Origin of the sequence: Streptomyces sp. NPDC057002, from assembly GCF_042673825.1 — a bacterium.
In the GTDB taxonomy this organism is placed as follows: domain Bacteria; phylum Actinomycetota; class Actinomycetes; order Streptomycetales; family Streptomycetaceae; genus Streptomyces.
In genome coordinates this window covers 370,808-389,598 of sequence record NZ_JBHURZ010000002.1, presented here as the reverse complement: position 1 = coordinate 389,598, position 18,791 = coordinate 370,808, and the positions used below count along the sequence as shown (strand labels likewise).

Below are 18,791 nucleotides of genomic sequence, written 5' to 3'. Positions count from 1 at the left end.
GTCCCACCGGTTGCGCCTGTCTGTGTCACACCCATCCGCGGACCTCCGTCGGCGTCAAGGAGCGTTCCAGCTTGAGGTATTCGGTACGGGCTCCCGCGAGCATGTGCCGCATCTGGAGGGATTCGCCCTCCTCGGCGGCGAGGAACGCGCCCGACAGGGCGATGTTGCGGATCGAGCCGCCCGCCACGGTCAGCTGCGCGAGCAGCCGCGGATCGATGTCCTTCACCGGGGCCTGCGGCGGCAGCACACGGCGCCAGATCTCGGCGCGTTCGTGCTCGGCCGGGAAGGGGAAGTCGACGACGAAGCGGATGCGCCGCAGGAAGGCGTTGTCCAGGGCCTTCTTCATGTTGGTTGTGAGGATGGCTAGGCCGCGGTAGGCCTCCATCCGCATCAGCAGATAGCTGACCTCGAGATTGGCGTACCGGTCGTGGCTGTCCTTGACCTCGCTGCGCTTGCCGAACAGGGCGTCGGCCTCGTCGAAGAGGAGGAGCGCGCCGCCGCGTTCGGCGGCGTCGAAGACGCGGCGGAGGTTCTTCTCGGTCTCGCCGATGTACTTGCTGACGACCTGCGAGAGGTCGATGACGAACAGGTCGAGGCCGAGTTCCTTTGCCATCACCTCGGCGGCCAGGGTCTTCCCCGTGCCGGAGCCGCCGGCGAAGAGCGCGGTGACGCCGAGGCCGCGGCGCAGGGTGGCCGCGAAGCCCCACTCCTGGTGGACCATGGCGCGCTGACGCACATGCGCGACGATCTCGCGCAGCACACCGGTCTGCCGCTCGTGCAGCACGAGGTCGTTCCAGCCGGCCTGCGGTTCGATACGGCGGCCGAGTTCGTCCATGCCGACCCGGGCCTCGTCCATACCGGCCCGCCAGGCCAGGCCGGCGGCGTCGAGCTCGTCCTCGTAGGGCAGTTCACGGCGGACGGTGGCCGCGGCGGACCGTACGACGTGCGGCGGCAGTTCGAACTGGGCGATCAGGGAGCGCAGTTCGGTCTGCTCCAGGTCAGCCACGTCACTGAACGCGTCCGTCCACAGGGCCAGTTGCTCCTCGTCGTCCAGGCGCGGCACGCTCACCCGGGTGCCGTGCGGGCGGTCCGTGCGGCGCGGGTCGGCGCTCGACACGACGACCGGTACGGCGGCCCCGGCCAGGAACGCCTCCGTGGCGGCCTGCTGATCCCGGTCCGGCTCGCCGAACTCCAGGAGCAGCGCGGCGGGCAGCAGGATCGCCTCGCGCTGCCACAGCCGGGCGAACCGGTCGCGTTCGGCGGGGTCGACGGGGATGTCCTCGGCGCCCAGCGCGTACAGCCCGAGTCCGGCACGCGCGGCGGCCGCGGCGGCGATGTCGGCACGGCTGCGCAGGTCGCCGCCGACCAGTTCGACGAGCAGGGGCGCGTCGGGGCGGGCGCCGTCCGTCCAGCCGGCCGCGACGCCGCTCGCGGCGAGGTCGTACGACGGCGGCAGCCGGTCGGGCACCGGCGTGCGGCGCAGCTGGCCGTGCAGCCGGGCGTCCAGGTAGGGCGAGCCGAGCAGGAAGTGCAGGATGCGTTCGTCGAGCCGGAGCCGGGAGGTCGTCAGGCGTGACGCGTCGTCCAGCTCCACGATCCGCCAGCGACGCAGCGGCGACACGGGCGGCAGCGCGCTCCAGTGCGGTTCGTCCAGGGCGGCCAGGGCGAGCGAGAACGTCGGGTACGCCCGCTCCGGATCACCACTCGCGGCGGCACACCGGGCGCCGGTCGTCGGCTCCAGCTCCTGCGCGGCGGCGAGCAGCACGAGGTCACGCTCGAACACGGTGAGCCCGAAGCAGGCGACCAGGGCGTCGAGGGGCGCGACGCCGGGGCCGTCGGGGACCCGCGAGACACGCTGCGCGGCGCCGCTGTCGGAGGGACCATCTGCGACGCGCTCCGCATCCGCGCTGTCCTGCGACACACGCTGCGCGGCGACCCCAACGCCTTCGCCCGCACCCGCACCCGCACCATCCTGCGCACCACGACGCGAGGCCGTGCCCCCGGGCCTCTCCCCCGCCGCCCGCCTCGCATGAGCGTCGACGCGGGCCAGGACACGCCGGATCTCGGCGGTCAGCGTCGTGCCGACGCCCGGCGCGGCGGCAGCCGTCGTTCCCGCGGCGCCCGTGCCGTGCGCTCTCATGTCCTCACCTGCCCCCGCCGCTCCCATGTGCCTCAGTTCTCCGTGTCCTCGTCGCCGTCCGTGTTCTCCGCCGCCGACCGTGTCTGCGGGGATTTCGCGGACTTGGCGGCCGTCTTCTTCGCGGCCCTGGCGGGCGGCGCGGGCTTACGTCCCCGGGTCGGCTTCGCGGGGGTCTTCGCCGGTGTCTTGGCGACGGCCTTCACCGGTACGCCGGACGGCTCCGCTGCACCCTGCGAGGGCGGGCCGTCGGGAGTCGGCTCCGGCGAGGCGGCCGGCGGCACCGGCGCGCCCGGCGCCCCGAACGGCAGCACCCGCACCTCCGGCCGTTCCACCGGCTTCGCCGGTACCGGCGTCTCGCGCCCGTCGATGAGGACCAGGACCGCCTGGTAGACGACGGACAGCGTGTACGGCGTCTGGTGGAGCATCCCCCACAGCTTGGACGTCTCGTCGACGTCCATCACCGTCGGCGTGAACCGCACCCGCTGCACCGCCTCGGCCAGGTCGCTCCCGCTCAAGTGCGGGCGCTGACCGGCGAGTTCGATGATGTCCCTGGGCAGTACGGGTATCTCGTGCAGGGTGCGCACCACCGAGCCGATCAGGCGCTGCCCGACCAGTTCCGCCTCCTCGCCGTACGCGCTGATCAGGTAGTGCAGGTCGAGCGCTGCGGCCGGACGCCGGACCAGCGTTCCGTCGGACGCCCGGGCCGGCAGGTCGTTGTTGCGCTGCGAGGTGTTGGGCGTGACCTGGTACAGGAACACGGTGATGGTCGGCTCGAGAGGCGGGTCGGCCGGCGGCTTGCGCGGCTCGACCTTCACCGCGATGTCGATGTCCGGCGGAAGGTTGGCCTCGATCAGCAGGGCGAGGGCCTGGGTGACATGGGCGAGGGCAAGTGCGTTGCTCATGGCGTCGGTTCCTCGGTCCCTCTGCTCGTCCTGGTCCTTCTCGTCGTACGGCTGTAGTGCCGTCGTGTGTCACTCACTCGCGCCCCCTGGCCAGATAGTCCGCGAGACTGACCGCGGCCCGGGGGCGCTCCCCGTCCCGTGGCCGGGGCCTGTCGCCACCGCCCTGCGGCGTGCCGCCCGCGGTGACCTCCAGCCGCCCGATCTGCACCTGCACCACCTGCTCGGCCGGGCGCCCGGGACGGCGGGCCGCGGCCTGCCGGACGGCGTCCCGTGCGGCCGCCGTGTCCGCCGCGCGGGGGCGCCGCGGGGCGGACACGGCGGCGGGGGAAGCGGCGTCCGTACCAGGGGGGGTCGGCACGGACGCCGCGTTCGTGGGGGCCGCCCGCTCGGTGCGGCCCCGGCCCGCCGCGCGGCGGGCGGTGTCGGGGACCGGCCGCAGCACGGGGACCGTGGGTGTGACGGGACGCAGCAGCGGCCCTTCGGACTCGGCCGGCCGGGCCGGCCGAAGTGCGGGTTCGTCGGACGCCGGGGCCTGCTCGGTCCGTACGACCGTCCGCTCCCGTTCCGTACGGACGACCTCACGGGCCGCCGGGCGCGTCCCGTCCGGCCGGGCGACGGCGTCCGGGGCGACTACGGGCCACAGCGGCTCGGTACCGGCCGGGTCCGGCGCGGCGGCCCGTACCGCCTCGACGCGTTCGAACGGACCGGCCAGCCGCGGCCGTACGCGCACCACGCCGGGTCGCCGCGTGGCGGGCGTCGCGTGCCGGGCGAGCAGCCGGTCCAGGAAGTCGGGCTCCGGCCGCCCTTGCGAGGTGGAGTCAGACATCCGCACACAGCTCCAGGTAGTAACGGCGCCGCAGCGGGCTGAGCGCCAGGATCTCCGGCTCGCTCCAGCCGTACGCGGTGGCGAGCAGATGGACGTCGAGCAGGAGGTCCCGGGCCCAGGCGTCCAGTTCGGTCCACAGGTAGGAGGCGATGTCCAGCTCGGCCCGGGTGGGCTCCCCGCATTCGGGGCAGGCGATGGCGAGCGTGACGTCGGCCCCCGGGTCGGCGGTCCGGGCCGCCTCGGCGATCCGCCGCTGTACGGTGACGGGCAGCGTGTCCGCGGACACGGTCTCCCCCTCGCGTACGGCGCTCACCACACACCGCGCCAGCAGCACGCCGCGCGGGTCGGCCGCCCGGGCCGCCGCCGTCAGGTCGGCGACGCCGGGCACCCGGAACTCGACCTCCCAGCCGTCCTCGGCGACCCGCACCAGCGGATCGCCCCGGTCGGCCAGGGTGCGGGCGAACTCCCCGGCGTCCAGCTCGAACTCCATGTCCGCGCCGCACGCCGAGCAGTCCAGGCGCACCTGCATCCGCTCCCCGAACAGGGCCCGGCGCAGGGCGAACAGATCCGCCTCCCGCTCCCCCACCGGGAGCGACAGCAGCGCCTGCTGATCACCGCCCAGATCCGGCCGGGCAGCCCGGTGCAACAGCACCGCCCGCCCGGCCGGCGCCTGCCCGAGCCCGGACTCCCAGGTGGCCAGCACATCAGCCGCCCGCGTGATCACGCTCTGTCCCCCCCTTGCCTGCGTCTGGGCAGGTTCAATGAACTCCTGGCCGGTTCGGCAACGCGCCCCACAGGGGCGCGGGAACTGCGCGACCAGCCACAACGAACCCGCCAGACAGCCAACGACCCCACTACGGCTCTCCCAGCGGAGTGCCTACGCCGGGTTGAGGAACGAGGGCTCCTCCGGCTCCGGCACCTCGTAATCCCGCTCCCAGCCCTCGCACTCGAGCTTCAGCGACTGAATGGCCACCGCGTTGGCGTTGGCGTCCAGTTCGCCGAGGACCTGGTACTCACTCGGCCAGGTCCGGTACAGCTTGTGCGAGACGGCGACCTGCCCGGCCTCGTTGAGGACCTGGATCACGATGTCCTTGCGGAAGTCCGCGAGGGACACCTCCGAGCCGAGGCCCGCGCCGACCTGCCAGACCTTGTTGGCCCAGCGGTCGAACTCGGGGTCGTGCGTGACGCCGCGCTCCAGGGTGATGCCCTCGAACTCGGAGCGGCCCGGCGACTTGCGCGGTGACGAGGGGTCGCCGCCGTGGCGGTGCTTGACGACCTCGGTGGTCCGCTTGAGGGGACTGATCTTGCTGATGCCCGCGACCGTCCGACCGTCCCACAGGACCAGGAACTTGAAGTTCTTGTACGGGTCGAAACGATGGGCGTTGACCGTGAACTCTGCCATCGAAATGTCCTCAGGGATTCCTTGGAGCGTTCCTTAGAGCGCGAACTGTCCGGACGTCTGCTGGATCTTGACGACCACGAACTCGGCCGGGCGGACCGGCGCGATGCCGACCAGGACGTTGACGATGCCGTTCTCGATGTCCTCGTCGGTCGTGGTGTCGCTGTCGCACTTGACGAAGTAGGCCTCGCGCGGTGTGCCGCCCTTGAAGGCGCCCTGGCGGAAGAGCGTGTGCAGGTAGGACGAGGCGTTGAGGCGGATCTGCTGCCACAGGTTCTCGTCGTTGGGCTCGAACACCACCCACTGCAGGCCCCGCTGGAGGCTCTCCTCGACATGCAGGGCGAGCCGCCGCACAGGCACGTACTTCCACTCGCTGTCGAGGGCGTCGGAGCCCTCCAGCGTGCGCGCGCCCCAGACGACCGGGCCGGTCACCGGGAACGTCCGCAGGACGTTGACGCCGAGCGGGTTGAGCAGGCCGGTCTCGCGGTCGGTCAGGTTGACCGTGAGCGAGTGCACGCCCGCGAGCCGCGCCTCGGTGCCGGCCGGGGCCTTCCACACGCCGCGCTCGGAGTCCGTACGGGCGATGACACCCGCGACGGCGCCGGACGGCGGGAAGGAGCGCAGCCTGCCGGTGAGCGGGTCGGTGAGCTGGAGGTGCGGGAAGTACAGGCCCGCGTGGTTGCCGCGGACGGCGTCGAACGCGGCGAGCCCGGCACGGGCCGTGTCCACGCTGACCCAGGTGCTCGGCGCGTCGACCAGCAGGAAGATCCGCCGCTCCTGGCACAGCCGCTGGGCGGCCGAGACGACGGTGACGGCGTCCTCCGCCTTCTCGTACGCCGCGAGTTCGGGCAGCACGAGCAGGTTGACGTCGGCGACGCCGCGCAGGGCCTGGATGCCGGACTTGTCGGCCTCGGAGCCGATGAGGTCGCGCGGGCCGGGCGCCTCGCCGTCCTCGCCGCCCTCCAGCGGGAAGACGGGCGGGTTGACGGAGGCCTCGAGGCCGAGGTCGTTGGCGCACTCGCCGAGGAAGCGGACGACGTCGTCGGGGTCGGTGGAGCCGGCGACGACCTGGACGCGCCGGCCGAAGGCGGTGACCTCGGCGCCGGCGAAGGCGTGCTTGCCGGGCGCGTCGGGCAGGGCGCGCAGCTTGCGCTCCAGCAGCAGCGCCAGCTCGGCGACGGAGTGCGGGGCCTCGCCGTCGCAGTCGGGGTCGTGGAGCGTGAACTCCCGCTCGACGTCGCCGATCTTGACGGTGAGGTCCACGGCGAGGTCGGGCAGCTCGTGCCCGAACGGCTTGGAGACGGTGCCGGACGGGTCGGGCCGGCCCTCGCCGACGACCTCGACGCGGATCAGCCGGGAGCCGGCGTTGACGACGGTCTGCACGTACCGGCCGCTGGACGGGTCGGCGGACAGACCGGTGAAGCTCTCGCGGGCCTCGCCCTTGGCGTCGTGGACGCGCAGGTTGAAGGTCTCGTCGGGGCAGGGCGTGTCGTAGTCGACGGCGACGCGCAGGCCGTTGCCCCACACACCGGGTTCCTTGGCGTGCACCTTGAGGACGTCGCACTCGCTGTGGCCCTCGGTGGACTCCAGCGTGACGCAGGCGGCCTGGCCGCTGCCGGCCTTGGCGACCCGGACGATCACGGCGACGCTGCCGCCGTTGCCGAAGAACTGGTGAACGGCGTAGCCGACGGCGCTCTGGGCGCTCAGGCCTCCGAAGCGGCGCTCGAACTCCGTGAAGCTGGTGACGCGCACCGGCTCGTTCAGCGGACCGCGGCGGGTGTGGCCCACGAAGGCGGTCACCGAAGTGGTCAGGGTCGAGATGGTGCGGGTGCTGCTGGGAAGCTCTTCGACGTAGACACCGGGATACGTCGGCTTGGCGGCGCTCACTGCACTCATCGGCATTCCCCCTCCTAATCCCTGTCTCGGGCACCGGATGACGGCACCAAGAGACGGTGAGGGAGGGACGTTCCGGCCGTGCGCGAGGAACTGCCCCCCGAGCGTCGGCGGTGGGCACGCGCACCTCATCAGTTCCCCCGTCAGTACCCGTGCGGTTCGGTCGCACGGGTCAAGCAGCGCGCTTGTGACTCCTGATGCTCAAGTGCTCAATCCACCTTGGTGCGTTCGGAGTTGACCGAACAAGACAGGTTCTGGCCAGCACACTGGAAGGTTTTGTGAAGGCAAACTTCCCCGATTAACACATCCTGCCCGCGCGCCCTCGTGGACTGGCCCACACTTCGCGCACAGGGGGTGTGAACGCGGGTGGCGGGCACGCCTGGGAGGCCGCGCATTTCCTGCGACGACGGCCCGCCCGCCCAGCGCACTCCCCGAGTTCTCCCCGAGTCGTTCATCGGCCAGTGGCCGGTTTCGTATGGGCGGCGTGGACGCGTACGGAGTTGACCGCGGCCTTACGTGTTGCGCCTTCGAGTGCCCTGTTTCGACCGGGACATGCCCGACCCAAACGCCAGGCCACGCCACCCCTTCCGGCGCCTAGAAATATCTACGAGCATGACTGGGCCGGACCGGCACCGCGGATCTCCCGGATACCCGTGGGCCACCGGCCCGTGTCCCGCGTGCGTCCTTCGGGGCGCGCCGACTGTGCCTGGGGTGGCCATGCAGAGCGTCATGTGGAAGCAAGCCGTCGAGTGGCTCGCCGCGGCCGCCACGGACCCCCAGGAGTGCAAGCGGGAGTGGGACTACGGCGCGGGCACGGTTCTCGTGGAGGCCGGGCGCTACTGGGACGTGCTGAGCGTTCCCGACCGGCTCGGCCTGCTCGCCCTTGACTACCTGTGGCGCGATCCGCTGAAGGTGCCGGGCCCCACCCTGGTGGACTGCACGGCGCGCAGAGTGGGTTTCTTCCTTCCGCCCGACCCCGTCAGCGAGTGGGTGGGGTTCGGGGTCCGGCACGTCGGCCGTGGTTCCTGGGTCGCCGTACCGCCGCCGTACCGGCCCGCCGGCCGCCTGGAGTGGCTCGTCCCACCGGACGGCACCGGCGCCCTGCACTCCCCCGGCACACTCGAATCGGCCCTGCGCGAGGCCACGGGCACCCTCGCGGTCCTGGCACCGGTCAGCGCGGAGCCGGTGGCCCTTGAGGGCTGGTGAGACGGACGGCGGCGGGAGGGGCGGCCGGGGTTCCCGGGTGCCGATGGGCGACCAGGCCTGTGTGGCGGCCGGGGGCCGGGGGTGCGCCGGCAGGGACGACCGAGCCTGTGAGCCGGCCGGCAGACGGGTGGGGGCCGCTGGGGACGACCGGGCCCAGGTGCGGGCCGGTGTTCCACGCGGGGACGGCCGTCCAGGTCTCGCTCTCGGTCGGCGCGGCGAAGGAGACCCACTGGCCGTCACGGTGCTCCGGGGTGGTGTGGCCCCTCGCCTCCCACTCGGCGACCAGAGCCGCGTAGATCGGCGGATGGCCCGAGTATCCGCTGGTGAGTTCGGCGTACGGCCGGGACGCGGCGTCGTTCCCGAGCAGGCGCCACGCCGTCGCAGTGCTGTCCATGCCAGGGCAACGCCATGCCGCGCGCCGGTGGTACGCGGCCGGGACCCCGTCCGTCGGGTCGAGTGAACCCGTCACCCGTACGGCGGCATGCGGGGTCCGGACAAACATCCAGTCAGGCGGTCGCCCGTTCAGAGCAGAGCCGCTTCCCGGCCGGTCATGCGGAACCCCGGACCCCGGTCCGCCGGTTTCCTCGACCGGGCCCGGCGCATCCGGTAACACTGACCTCACGCCGAGAACCGGTACGACGGCTACGACGGCTACGACGGCAGGGAGAGGCCATGTCACAGCGCCCTGACCTCCGGCAGCGCAGGACCGTGCTGGAGCACGAGTGGTCCCAGTGGGTGCCGCGGCTGAGCGTCCCCGGCACGCGGCCGGGCGGCAGCGCGGCGTTGCGCCACGAGGTGACCGAGTCCTGGGCGCGTTCGCTGGGCAGTGTGGACCCGGGCCGGGACAGCGCCCCGGTCACCGACGGCGGCCCGGTGCACCAGCGCTGGACGTCCTCACCGCTGTACCGGCCGGTCTCCGGCCTCGCCGGCGAACTGCACAGCATCGCCGAGGACGCCGGTTTCGTCACGGCGGTCACCGACGAGTCCGGCACCATCCTGTGGACCTGCGGCGGCCCGACCATGCGCCGCAAGGCCGAGCGGGTCAACTTCGCGCCGGGCGGCCGGTGGGACGAGCAGGCCATGGGCACCAACGCCCTGTCCCTCGCCCTGCGCACCGGCCGCCCCAGTTCCGTCTTCTCGGCCGAACACCTGGTGTCGGCCCTGCACGGCTGGGTCTGCTACTGCGCCCCCGTGCACGGCCCGGACGGCCGGGTCCTCGGCGTACTGGACCTGTCCACCACCTGGGACCGCTCGCATCCCCTGGCCATGTCCACCGTACGGACGCTGGTGTCCACGATCGAGGCCCGCCTCACCACGGAACACGACCGCCCGGCTCAGCCGAGCCGGCAGAGCCGGCTGCGGCTCACCTGCCTGGGCACCGAACAGGCCGTGCAGGCCGCACAGGAAGGCCGACAACTCCCCCTTCGCCCCCGCCAGTTGGAGATCCTCACCCTGCTCGCGCTCGAACCCGACGGCTACTCCCCGGAGCGGCTGCGCGCCGCCCTGTACGGCGACCGGCCGGTCACCGCGTCCACCTTCAAGGCCGAGATCTCCCACCTGCGCCGCGCCCTCGGCGGCGGCATCGCCCCGCGCCGCTACGCCCTGACGATCACGGTGTCGTGCGACGCCGCCGACGTCCTGCGCGCGCTGGAGCAGGGCGACACGGACCGTGCCCTGCGCCGCTACGGCGGTCCGCTGCTGCCCCGTTCCGAGGCACCCGGCATCGAGGAGTGGCGTACCCGCATCGAAGTGGCCGTACGCGAGGCCGTGCTGGCGAGCACCCGCCCGGACCACGCCCTGCGCTACGGCGAACGGGCCCCGTACGACGCGGAGATCCACGAGCACGCGCTACGGCTGCTCGACCCGGAGGACACGCGCCGTGCGATCGCGGCGGGCCGGCTGACCACGGCGCTGCGCGACTGAGCCTCCGCGCGGCGCCCGAGTACCGCGGCGCCAACCTTGCGCCAACCTCACGGGAGCACAGTGAAGGGCGTCACCCGTCACCGCCCTTCACCGAGGAGAGCCGCCATGGTGTACGCGCAGCCAGGAACCGACGGCAGCATCGTCGACTTCGCCCGGCGCTACGACAACTTCATCGGCGGTGACTTCGTCGCCCCGGTCGAGGGCCGCTACTTCGAGAACCCGAGCCCTGTGACCGGCAAGGTCTTCTGCGAGGTGGCCCGCTCCTCCGCCGCCGACGTCGACCTCGCCCTGGACGCGGCGCACCGGGCGGCCGACAAGTGGGGCCGCACGTCCGTCGCGGAACGCGCCGGCATCCTCAACAGGATCGCGGACCGCCTGGAAGAACACCTGGAGAAGATCGCGGTCGCCGAGACCTGGGAGAACGGCAAGCCGGTCCGCGAGACCCTGGCCGCCGACATCCCGCTGGCCGTCGACCACTTCCGGTACTTCGCCGGTATCGTCCGCGCGCAGGAGGGCAGCATCGCGGAGATCGACGCCGACACGGTCGCGTACCACTTCCACGAGCCGCTGGGCGTGGTCGGGCAGATCATCCCGTGGAACTTCCCGATCCTGATGGCCACGTGGAAGCTGGCCCCCGCGCTGGCCGCGGGCAACTGCGTCGTCATCAAGCCGGCCGAACAGACCCCGGTCAGCCTGCTCTACGTCATGGAACTGATCGCGGACCTGCTGCCCCCGGGTGTGGTCAACGTCGTGAACGGCTTCGGCGTCGAGGCGGGCAAGCCGCTGGCCTCCAGCCCGCGCGTGGCGAAGGTGGCGTTCACCGGGGAGACGACGACCGGCCGCCTGATCATGCAGTACGCGAGCGAGAACATCATCCCGGTCACGCTGGAACTGGGCGGCAAGAGCCCGAACATCTTCCTGCCCGACGTCATGGACGCGGACGACGACTTCCTGGACAAGGCCGTAGAGGGCTTCGTGATGTTCGCCCTCAACCAGGGCGAGGTGTGCACCTGCCCGTCCCGCGCCCTGATCCACTCCTCCATCTACGAGGACTTCATGGCCCGTTGCGTCGCACGCACCCAGGCCATCGTCGGCGGCGACCCGCTGGACCCGGACACCATGATCGGCGCGCAGGCGAGCAACGACCAGTACGAGAAGATCCTCTCCTACCTCGACATCGGCAGGAAGGAAGGCGCCGAGGTCGTCACGGGCGGCAACCCCCGCGCGGTCCCCGGCCTCGAGGGCGGCTACTACATCGAGCCGACGATCTTCCGCGGCAGCAACGACATGCGGATCTTCCAAGAGGAGATCTTCGGCCCGGTCGTCTCGGTCACGACGTACGACTCCGTCGACGAGGCCCTCAAACTGGCCAACGACACCCTGTACGGCCTGGGCGCCGGCGTCTGGACCCGCGACGGCAACACGGCCTACCGCCTGGGCCGCGAGATCAAGGCGGGCCGAGTCTGGACCAACTGCTACCACGCGTACCCGGCACACGCGGCGTTCGGCGGCTACAAGAAGTCAGGCATCGGCCGCGAGACGCACAAGATGATGCTGGACCACTATCAGCAGACGAAGAACTTGTTGGTGTCGTACTCGCCGAAGAAGCTGGGCTTCTTCTAGAGCCTGAAGTCGGGTCGCCTGGAGGCATCGTTGCGCTCCAGGCAACCCGACACGGCAGGTACCCACTGCGCTCAATTGGGTTCTTCGAGTTACTTCCTGACGTCCAAGGGAGTTCCCGCCGGACCAGTCGCGGACCAAACAGCGCCGAAGGATGGCAGGTCGCGCACCACGGTACGAGCGTTACTGCTCCCGGGGCCCTGGCCGTCACAGGTCGACGAGCCCTCTCGGCGGCTGTCACGGCGCCATCTCGTACGCCCCGGACGATTCGCCCATTCGTTTGTGGCAGGTCCCATCAGGGGCGGGTCCAGCGTTGGTTGCTGCCGTTCGAGCAGGAGTAGAGCTGGATCAGGGTGCCGTTGGTGGTGCCGGCCGCGGCGGCGTCGAGGCAGAGGCCGGACTGGACGCCGACGATGGATCCGTCGGAGTTGAGGCGCCATTTCTGGTTGTCGCCGCCCCAGCAGCTGTAGATCTGGACTTTGGTGCCGTTGCCGGTGCCGGCGGCGTCCAGGCACTTGTTGCCGTAGACCCTGAGCTCGCCCGCGGCGGTGTAGGCCCACTGCTGGTTGGTGCGGTCGTTGCAGTCCCACAGGTGGAGCTGGGTGCCGTCGGTGGTACTGGTGCCGGGCACGTCCAGGCAGCGGCCTGAACCGACGCCCTTGATCGGTCCGGAATCCGAAGGGGGCGTAGGGGAGCCGCCGTTGAGTGCGTTGAGGACGGCGGTGTAGGCGGGCTTCTTGCTGCCGTCACCGTTGAACAGCAGCGGCGTGTGCTCCGGTCGCCAGGAGTCGGTGTCGCGCACACCCCAGACGGTGATGCCGAGGCAGCGCGGGACAGCCAGGCAGTCGTTGGTCACGTTGGCGTAGGTCGTGGCCGAGGCGCCCTGGATGTCGAGTTCGGTGATGGCCACGTCGACGCCGAGGGCCGCGAAGTTCTGCAGGGTGGTGCGGAAGTTGCTGTTGTAGGGGCTGCCGCTGTTGAAGTGCGACTGGAAGCCCACGCAGTCGATCGGCACGCCGCGCTGCTTGAAGTCCCGGACCATGGCGTACATGGCCTGGGTTTTGGCCCAGGTCCAGTTCTCGACGTTGTAGTCGTTGTAGCAGAGCTTGGCGGCCGGGTCGGCGGCGCGCGCGGTGCGGAAGGCGACCTCGATCCAGTCGTTGCCTGTGCGTTGCAGGTTGGAGTCGCGCCGCGCTCCCGAACTGCCGTCGGCGAACGCCTCGTTCACGACGTCCCACTGGGCGATCTTGCCCCTGTAGTGGGCCATCACGCCGTTGATGTGGTTGATCATCGCCTGGCGCAGCGTGCTGCCGCTGAGACTCTGCATCCAGCCGGGCTGCTGGGAGTGCCAGGCCAGGGTGTGGCCGCGCACCTGCTTGCCGTTCTGCACCGCCCAGTTGTAGACGCGGTCACCGGCGGTGAAGTTGAACTGGCCCCGCTGTGGTTCGGTGGCGTCGATCTTCATCTCGTTCTCGGCCGTCACCGAGTTGAACTCACGGCCCGCGATCGTCGTGTACGCCGAGTCGCCCAGCCTGCCCGAGGCGATGGCGGTGCCGAAGTAGCGCCCGCTCTGCGCCGCCGCGGCGCCGAGCGTGTTCTCGGCGGCGTGTGCGGTCGGCGGCGCGACCAGTGCGGCGACCGCACAGAGGACGCCGACGACCAGCGCCAACAGCAGGCCGCGGATCTTCCGGCGGACAACGGGTCTGGGAATGGCATACGAGCCCATGGCTGTGCCTCCAAGGTAGAAATCACGGAAGGACTGAAGCGCAGGGGAATGCGTCGTCCGCTCCCACTCGGCAGACGGACGGGGCGGGCCGGAACCCGGGCAGCACGGAATCACCGGACACCGCGGTCATAGGAGCGGCGGGCGGCGGCGTGTTTCGACACAGGCCTCCAACTGCGCGAAGAGCCAGGATGCGCTGGCGCGAACCTCACCGGAACGAAACAGGGTGGCGCAGGTACTCGGGTGCGCAGATCTGTCGTGCAGCACAGAATTGCCCAGGGCCGACGTGGTTCGATATCTCGAACTTGGCCGGGCTCTCAGACAGGGATGATTGAGGTATTGACGATGGATCGTCAATACTCCACGCAGAAGAAGTTTCGATTTCTCTTCCGAAACATTCGGGAACCGGCAAGCCGGACGGCGAACCCTCGGCGCCGCCGTCGGCGGATGCCGTAGGTCCGGGGCCGGGAGGAGTGTGCGGACACCGCTTGCTCGACTTCTCTCGGGATGCGCTGTTTATGGACAGACCGGCGACAGGCCTTGACCAGAGGGCCGCACATTCCTAGCTTGTGGCGTCGAATCATCCGGGAATTCTTCGAAACATTTCGAGATTCCCTCCTGCCCTCGGCACGTCCGCTCCGCGGTTCATCGGGGTCACCTCACCCCCGCCCCAAAGGAGTCCCTCTGATGTGGATTCGCCACCCGTCCCCGGTCCGTCTGAGACGCTTACTCGCCGTCCTTGCGCCCTTGCTGCTCGTGGCCACCCTCCTCGGTGCCCAGCCCGCCGGCGCGGCGACCATAGACCCCAACGCCTCGTATGTGCTGGTCAACCGCAACAGCGGCAAGGCCCTGGATGTCCACAACATGGCGACCGACGACGGCGCCCGCATCACCCAGTGGACCAGGAACGATCAGAACCAGCAGCAGTGGCAGTTCGTCGATTCCGGGGGCGGCTACTACCGCATCAAGTCCCGCCACTCGGGCAAGGTGCTGGACGTCCACAACTGGTCCACCGCGAACGGCGGCTCGATCGTCCAGTGGGCCGACCTGAACGGCACCAACCAGCAGTGGCGGCTGGCCGACAGCTCGGATGGCTACGTGAGGCTCATCTCGCGCCACAGCAACAAGGCTCTCGAAGTACAAGGCGCCGCCACCGCCGACAACGCGAACATCGTCCAGTACGACGACTGGGGCGGCACCAACCAGCAGTGGCAGCTCGTCAAGGTCGGCGGCGACAACCCCGGCCCGTGCGATCTTCCGTCGACATACCGCTGGACATCAACGGGCGCACTGGCGCAGCCCAAGCCGGGGTGGGTCTCGCTCAAGGACTTCACCGTCGTCCCCTACAACGGCAGGCAACTCGTCTACGCGACGACGCACGACACGGGGACGAGTTGGGGTTCGATGAACTTCGGCCTGTTCACCAATTGGTCGGAGATGGCCTCGGCCGGCCAGAACACGATGTCAGCTTCCACCGTCGCGCCCACGCTCTTCTATTTCGCGCCGAAGAACATCTGGGTGCTCGCCCACCAGTGGGGTAGTACCGCCTTCTCCTACCGGACGTCGAGCGACCCGACCAACCCCAACGGCTGGTCCTCACCGCAGGTGCTCTTCTCCGGGAGCATCACCGGCTCCGGTACAGGGCCCATCGACCAGACGCTCATCGCCGACGGGTCGAACATGTACCTGTTCTTCGCCGGCGACAACGGCAAGATCTACCGGGCCAGCATGCCGATCGGGAACTTCCCGGGCAGCTTCGGCTCGTCGTACACGACGATCATGAGCGATACGACGAACAACCTGTTCGAAGCCCCGCAGGTCTACAAGCTCCAGGGCCAGAACCGCTACCTCATGATCGTCGAGGCGATCGGCTCGCAGGGCCGCTACTTCCGCTCGTTCACGGCCACCAGTCTGAACGGCTCATGGACACCCCAGGCCGCGACCGAGAGCAATCCCTTCGCCGGCAAGGCCAACAGTGGCGCCACCTGGACCAACGACATCAGCCATGGCGAACTGATCCGCACCAGCGCCGATCAGACGATGACCGTCGATCCCTGCAATCTGCAGTTGCTCTACCAAGGGCGCAGCCCCAACTCCGGCGGCGACTACGGCCTCCTGCCCTACCGTCCGGGTCTGCTGACACTGCAGCGCTGACGGCGTGGCGGGCTCGTCTGCCACACCGGCGACATCGCGGACGGCACGGCCGAACGCCGCCGCGCCCAAGCCGCCCCACTCGGAACCGTGCGGGCCACCCGGGCCCGGGTCTACGTCACCGGCAACCACGAGTACTACAGCGAGGCCCAGGGCTGGATCGACCTGATGGACGAGCTGGGCTGGGAGCCGCTGCGCAACCGCCATCTGCTGCTCGAACGCGGAGGCGACACCCTCGTGGTCGCCGGCGTGGACGACGTCACCGCCGAGTCCTCCGGCCTGGCAGGCCACCGCGCCCACCTCGAGGGAGCCTTTAACGGCGCCGACCCCGGCCTACCCGTCCTGCTCCTGGCGCACCAGCCCAAGTTCATCGACCGGGCAGCGGCCGCCGGCATCGACCTCCAACTCTCCGGCCACACCCACGGCGGCCAGATCTGGCCCTTCCACCACCTCGTCCGCCTCGACCAGCCCGCCCTCGCCGGCCTCAGCCACCACGGCCCCCGCACCCTCCTCTACACCAGCCGCGGCACCGGCTTCTGGGGCCCGCCGTTCCGCGTCTTCGCCCCCAGCGAGATCACCCTGCTCGTGCTCAGAGAATGCCGCTGATGGCCGTGTCCCCGCCCTGATCCCGGGCGGGGACACTCCCCCAGTCGCAGGGCGGGGTCAGTTGGCGTTCACGAGGTCGTGCGCCGGCACGGTGACCGTCCGCTTACCCGGCGTGCCGCCGAGCACGATCTTCCGCAGGGCACTGTTGTTGTCGAGGTTGGTTTCCTTCAGCCGCTTCTCCGGGTTGGCCAGCACCTGGATGTAGTAGGTGCCGTTGGGCACGCCGGTGATGTCGAAGGACTGGCCCGGCAGGTCCTGGGTGTAGGTGTCACCGGAGCCGACGTCCAGCACCTCGCGGACGGAGATCGAGTTCTCCTCACCGCAGGCGGTGGCCAGGTCGGTGTTGTACGGGTGCCAGTTGGCGTTCTTCACCGTGTAGTCGATGGCGTCGGTGTTGGCCAGGCAGAACGCTTCCTTGCCGCTGCGCACGGCTTCCTTCTTGTCGGCCTTCAGCAGCCGGTAGCTGGCGAAGTCGGTGAAGTGCCAGTGCACATGCCCCGGGCGCGGGTCCCACTCCATGGTGCCGGTCGGGGTGTAGCCGACCTGCTTGCCCTTGGCGTCGTAGAAGTACTGGAAGGCGTCCATCTTGGCCTTGCCGGGCGAGCGGAACCCGTCCACCACGAGCTGGGCCGGACCGGCGTTCCAGACGTTGGCGCTGAACGCCAGGTAGTCCTTGCCCGGGACGTCCTCGCCGCCGTCGCCGATGGTGATGCCATAGGCCGGCAGCGAGCGCAGGTCCGGCTTGGGGACGTCCGGGACGGAGGCCTTACCGGTGGGCCGCTTCGACAGCGGTTCGAGGGCGGGCGCCTGACGCGAGCCGTCGGTCTGACCGCCGCCGTCCCGGGCCTGCGGAGACTGCGCGGACAGCTGCTTCTTCTTCAACGCCCAGGGCAGGGCCGGCGGCGCGGCCTTCAGCGGACCGTGGCCCACGTTGTACGAGGGACCCGCACCGCTCGTCACCGGCGCGGCGGCCTCAGCGGGCGTCGGGGCATGGCCGGGCCCGTGACCGGCGTGCGCGGACGGCGCCTGGTGACCGGCACCGTGCCCGGCGTGCTCGCCGGCCTTCGCGGAGCGGGGGGCCGCCTCGGCGGTGCTCTCCGGGTCCTCGTCGCTTCGTTCCACCACGGTCACCTTGACCGTGGCCGGTTTGTCGGCGATGCCGAACAGGTCGCGATACTTCTTGGCAACACCGACCTTGGCCGTGTACGTACCGGCCGGCAGCTGGGCCGGCTCGGTGTAGGAGCCCGCGTAGGTGTTGGCCGCCCAGCCCTTCTCGACGCCCCACACGGAGCCGAGAGTGAAGGGGTTGGTGGAGCAGCTCTCCGGATACTTGGAGGTGGAGGGTGCGTCGGGCCGCACTCGGCCGCTGGCGTTGTTCGGGCAGAAACTCTCGCTGCGGGTGAGGACCTTCTTGCCGGCCTTGTCGGTGAGGGTGATCTCCGAGAAGCCGGGCAGCCCGGAGAAGTCCTTCACGGTGCCCGCGGGCAGCTTCTTCGCCTTGGCCTTGCCGCCCTCGTACACGGTCTGGGTGACGGTCACCGGGTCCTTGTAGGACTTCCTGGTCACCTTGAGCTCCAGCGGCGTCCCCTCGGAGATGAGGTAGGTGCCGAGGTCCAAGTACACACCCGGCTCCTCCTTCCAGGTGGTGAGCGTCACCGAAGTGGTCGCCGCGACGAGGCTCAGCTCGGGGCCCGTCGCGGCCTTCGCAGGCTCCTGCGCAGCGGCCACGATGCCGGCCGTGACGGCCGTCACGGCGACGGCCGTGGTGCCGGCGAGCAGCGTTCGCCGCAGCCGGGCGGTGCGTCTTCTGGTCATGGTTCCCTCGTCCTCCGGTGCTGTGAGAAGGAAGCAGGCGGCACGGCACGTCCGCGAGGTCCGGGCCGGGGCCGTCAGGTGAGAGGCGTCTTGCTTCGCCCGCGCTGTGAGAGAAGGGAACCGGTTGCTCGGTTGTCCGGAAGGCGGAAAGTGGTGGGGTGTTGACCGAATGCCGTCGTAATGACCGGATCCGACCGTCGGTGCGGGTCGGTGTTCGTCAGCGCAGTGCCGTCGCGTTGGCGGGTGAGCCCACGCCGCCGGTGGGGTTGAGGGGCGGCTTGACGGTGACCAGGCTGCTCCAGCGGCCGTTGGACCGGCAGTCGCCGGTCAGAGCTGTCAGGTTCCACAACTCCCCAGTGGCAGACCGAGTTTGGCGATCAGCTCCTGGTGCATCATGCCGTCGTCCTCGGGCATCCGAGGATGGTTCCCACACGTGAACCCGGCGTCAAGAGCCGGGTGCCGATCAACTGTGTTCCAGAGAGTGGACGCCTGTTGGTGCAGGGCTGCGGCTGCGGTAGAAATGGCCCCATGATCTCCGAGTCCTTGGTGCGACGCCTGGTCATCGACCTGTGCCGACGCCCGGCCTC

Annotated in this window: 14 protein-coding genes and 1 pseudogene; 5 read left to right on the top strand and 10 right to left on the bottom strand. The window is 70.4% G+C overall.

Annotated features, from left to right (window positions below; translation table 11 throughout):
- Positions 1-25: 25 nt before the first annotated feature.
- The 6 genes from ACFT32_RS09915 to ACFT32_RS09890 form a co-directional block, all read right to left on the bottom strand.
- Positions 26-2,140 carry an ATP-binding protein gene (locus ACFT32_RS09915; protein ID WP_382487744.1) on the bottom strand — a complete coding sequence of 705 codons (2,115 nt, stop codon included), beginning with the start codon at positions 2,138-2,140 and terminating at the stop codon, positions 26-28.
- Between the two features lie 32 nt (positions 2,141-2,172).
- Positions 2,173-3,042: a DUF4255 domain-containing protein gene (locus ACFT32_RS09910; protein WP_382487742.1), complete on the bottom strand. Its 870-nt coding sequence runs from the start codon at positions 3,040-3,042 to the stop codon at positions 2,173-2,175.
- 73 nt (positions 3,043-3,115) lie between these two features.
- Positions 3,116-3,868, bottom strand: coding sequence for a hypothetical protein (locus tag ACFT32_RS09905; protein ID WP_382487740.1), 753 nt, complete (start codon positions 3,866-3,868; stop codon positions 3,116-3,118).
- Positions 3,861-4,592, bottom strand: coding sequence for a hypothetical protein (locus ACFT32_RS09900; protein ID WP_382487739.1), 732 nt, complete (start codon positions 4,590-4,592; stop codon positions 3,861-3,863). The genes ACFT32_RS09905 and ACFT32_RS09900 overlap by 8 nt, the downstream gene beginning before the upstream one ends.
- 153 nt (positions 4,593-4,745) lie before the next feature.
- Positions 4,746-5,270: a phage tail protein gene (locus ACFT32_RS09895; protein WP_004003113.1), complete on the bottom strand. Its 525-nt coding sequence runs from the start codon at positions 5,268-5,270 to the stop codon at positions 4,746-4,748.
- Between the two features lie 33 nt (positions 5,271-5,303).
- Complete coding sequence (locus ACFT32_RS09890; RefSeq protein WP_382487736.1) at positions 5,304-7,169, bottom strand: phage tail sheath family protein; 1,866 nt, start codon at positions 7,167-7,169, stop codon at positions 5,304-5,306.
- Between the two features lie 708 nt (positions 7,170-7,877).
- On the opposite strand from ACFT32_RS09890, the gene ACFT32_RS09885 reads away from it, so the two are divergent.
- Positions 7,878-8,366 carry a hypothetical protein gene (locus tag ACFT32_RS09885; protein WP_382488840.1) on the top strand — a complete coding sequence of 163 codons (489 nt, stop codon included), beginning with the start codon at positions 7,878-7,880 and terminating at the stop codon, positions 8,364-8,366.
- Here ACFT32_RS09885 and ACFT32_RS09880 read toward each other — a convergent pair.
- Positions 8,332-8,760 carry a hypothetical protein gene (locus ACFT32_RS09880; RefSeq protein ID WP_382487735.1) on the bottom strand — a complete coding sequence of 143 codons (429 nt, stop codon included), beginning with the start codon at positions 8,758-8,760 and terminating at the stop codon, positions 8,332-8,334. The genes ACFT32_RS09885 and ACFT32_RS09880 overlap by 35 nt on opposite strands.
- Before the next feature lie 278 nt (positions 8,761-9,038).
- Between ACFT32_RS09880 and ACFT32_RS09875 the strand changes: the two genes are divergently transcribed.
- Together ACFT32_RS09875 and adh are read left to right on the top strand one after the other, a co-directional pair.
- Positions 9,039-10,289 (top strand): transcriptional regulator, encoded by a 1,251-nt coding sequence (locus ACFT32_RS09875; protein WP_382487733.1) that lies wholly within the window; start codon positions 9,039-9,041, stop codon positions 10,287-10,289.
- A 105-nt stretch (positions 10,290-10,394) separates the two neighbouring features.
- The gene (gene adh / locus ACFT32_RS09870) at positions 10,395-11,912 is read left to right on the top strand and encodes an aldehyde dehydrogenase (protein WP_382487731.1); all 1,518 of its coding nucleotides are present in this window, start codon (positions 10,395-10,397) and stop codon (positions 11,910-11,912) included.
- A gap of 292 nt (positions 11,913-12,204) precedes the next feature.
- On the opposite strand, the gene ACFT32_RS09865 is transcribed toward adh, so the two are convergent.
- Positions 12,205-13,635 carry an endo-1,4-beta-xylanase gene (locus ACFT32_RS09865; RefSeq protein WP_382487730.1) on the bottom strand — a complete coding sequence of 477 codons (1,431 nt, stop codon included), beginning with the start codon at positions 13,633-13,635 and terminating at the stop codon, positions 12,205-12,207.
- Between the two features lie 684 nt (positions 13,636-14,319).
- Between ACFT32_RS09865 and ACFT32_RS09860 the strand changes: the two genes are divergently transcribed.
- Together ACFT32_RS09860 and ACFT32_RS09855 are read left to right on the top strand one after the other, a co-directional pair.
- On the top strand, positions 14,320-15,786 hold the full coding sequence (locus ACFT32_RS09860) for a non-reducing end alpha-L-arabinofuranosidase family hydrolase (protein ID WP_382487728.1): 1,467 nt from the start codon (positions 14,320-14,322) through the stop codon (positions 15,784-15,786).
- Between the two features lie 12 nt (positions 15,787-15,798).
- A pseudogene (locus ACFT32_RS09855) lies at positions 15,799-16,389 on the top strand (metallophosphoesterase); the annotation flags it as partial.
- Positions 16,390-16,446: 57 nt separating this feature from the next.
- Here the strand turns inward: ACFT32_RS09855 and ACFT32_RS09850 are convergent.
- Positions 16,447-18,204, bottom strand: coding sequence for a lysyl oxidase family protein (locus ACFT32_RS09850; RefSeq protein WP_382487726.1), 1,758 nt, complete (start codon positions 18,202-18,204; stop codon positions 16,447-16,449).
- 217 nt (positions 18,205-18,421) lie between these two features.
- A complete protein-coding gene (locus tag ACFT32_RS09845) occupies positions 18,422-18,553 on the bottom strand; it encodes a hypothetical protein (protein WP_382487724.1) in 132 nt (43 codons plus the stop codon).
- Positions 18,554-18,791 lie beyond the last annotated feature (238 nt).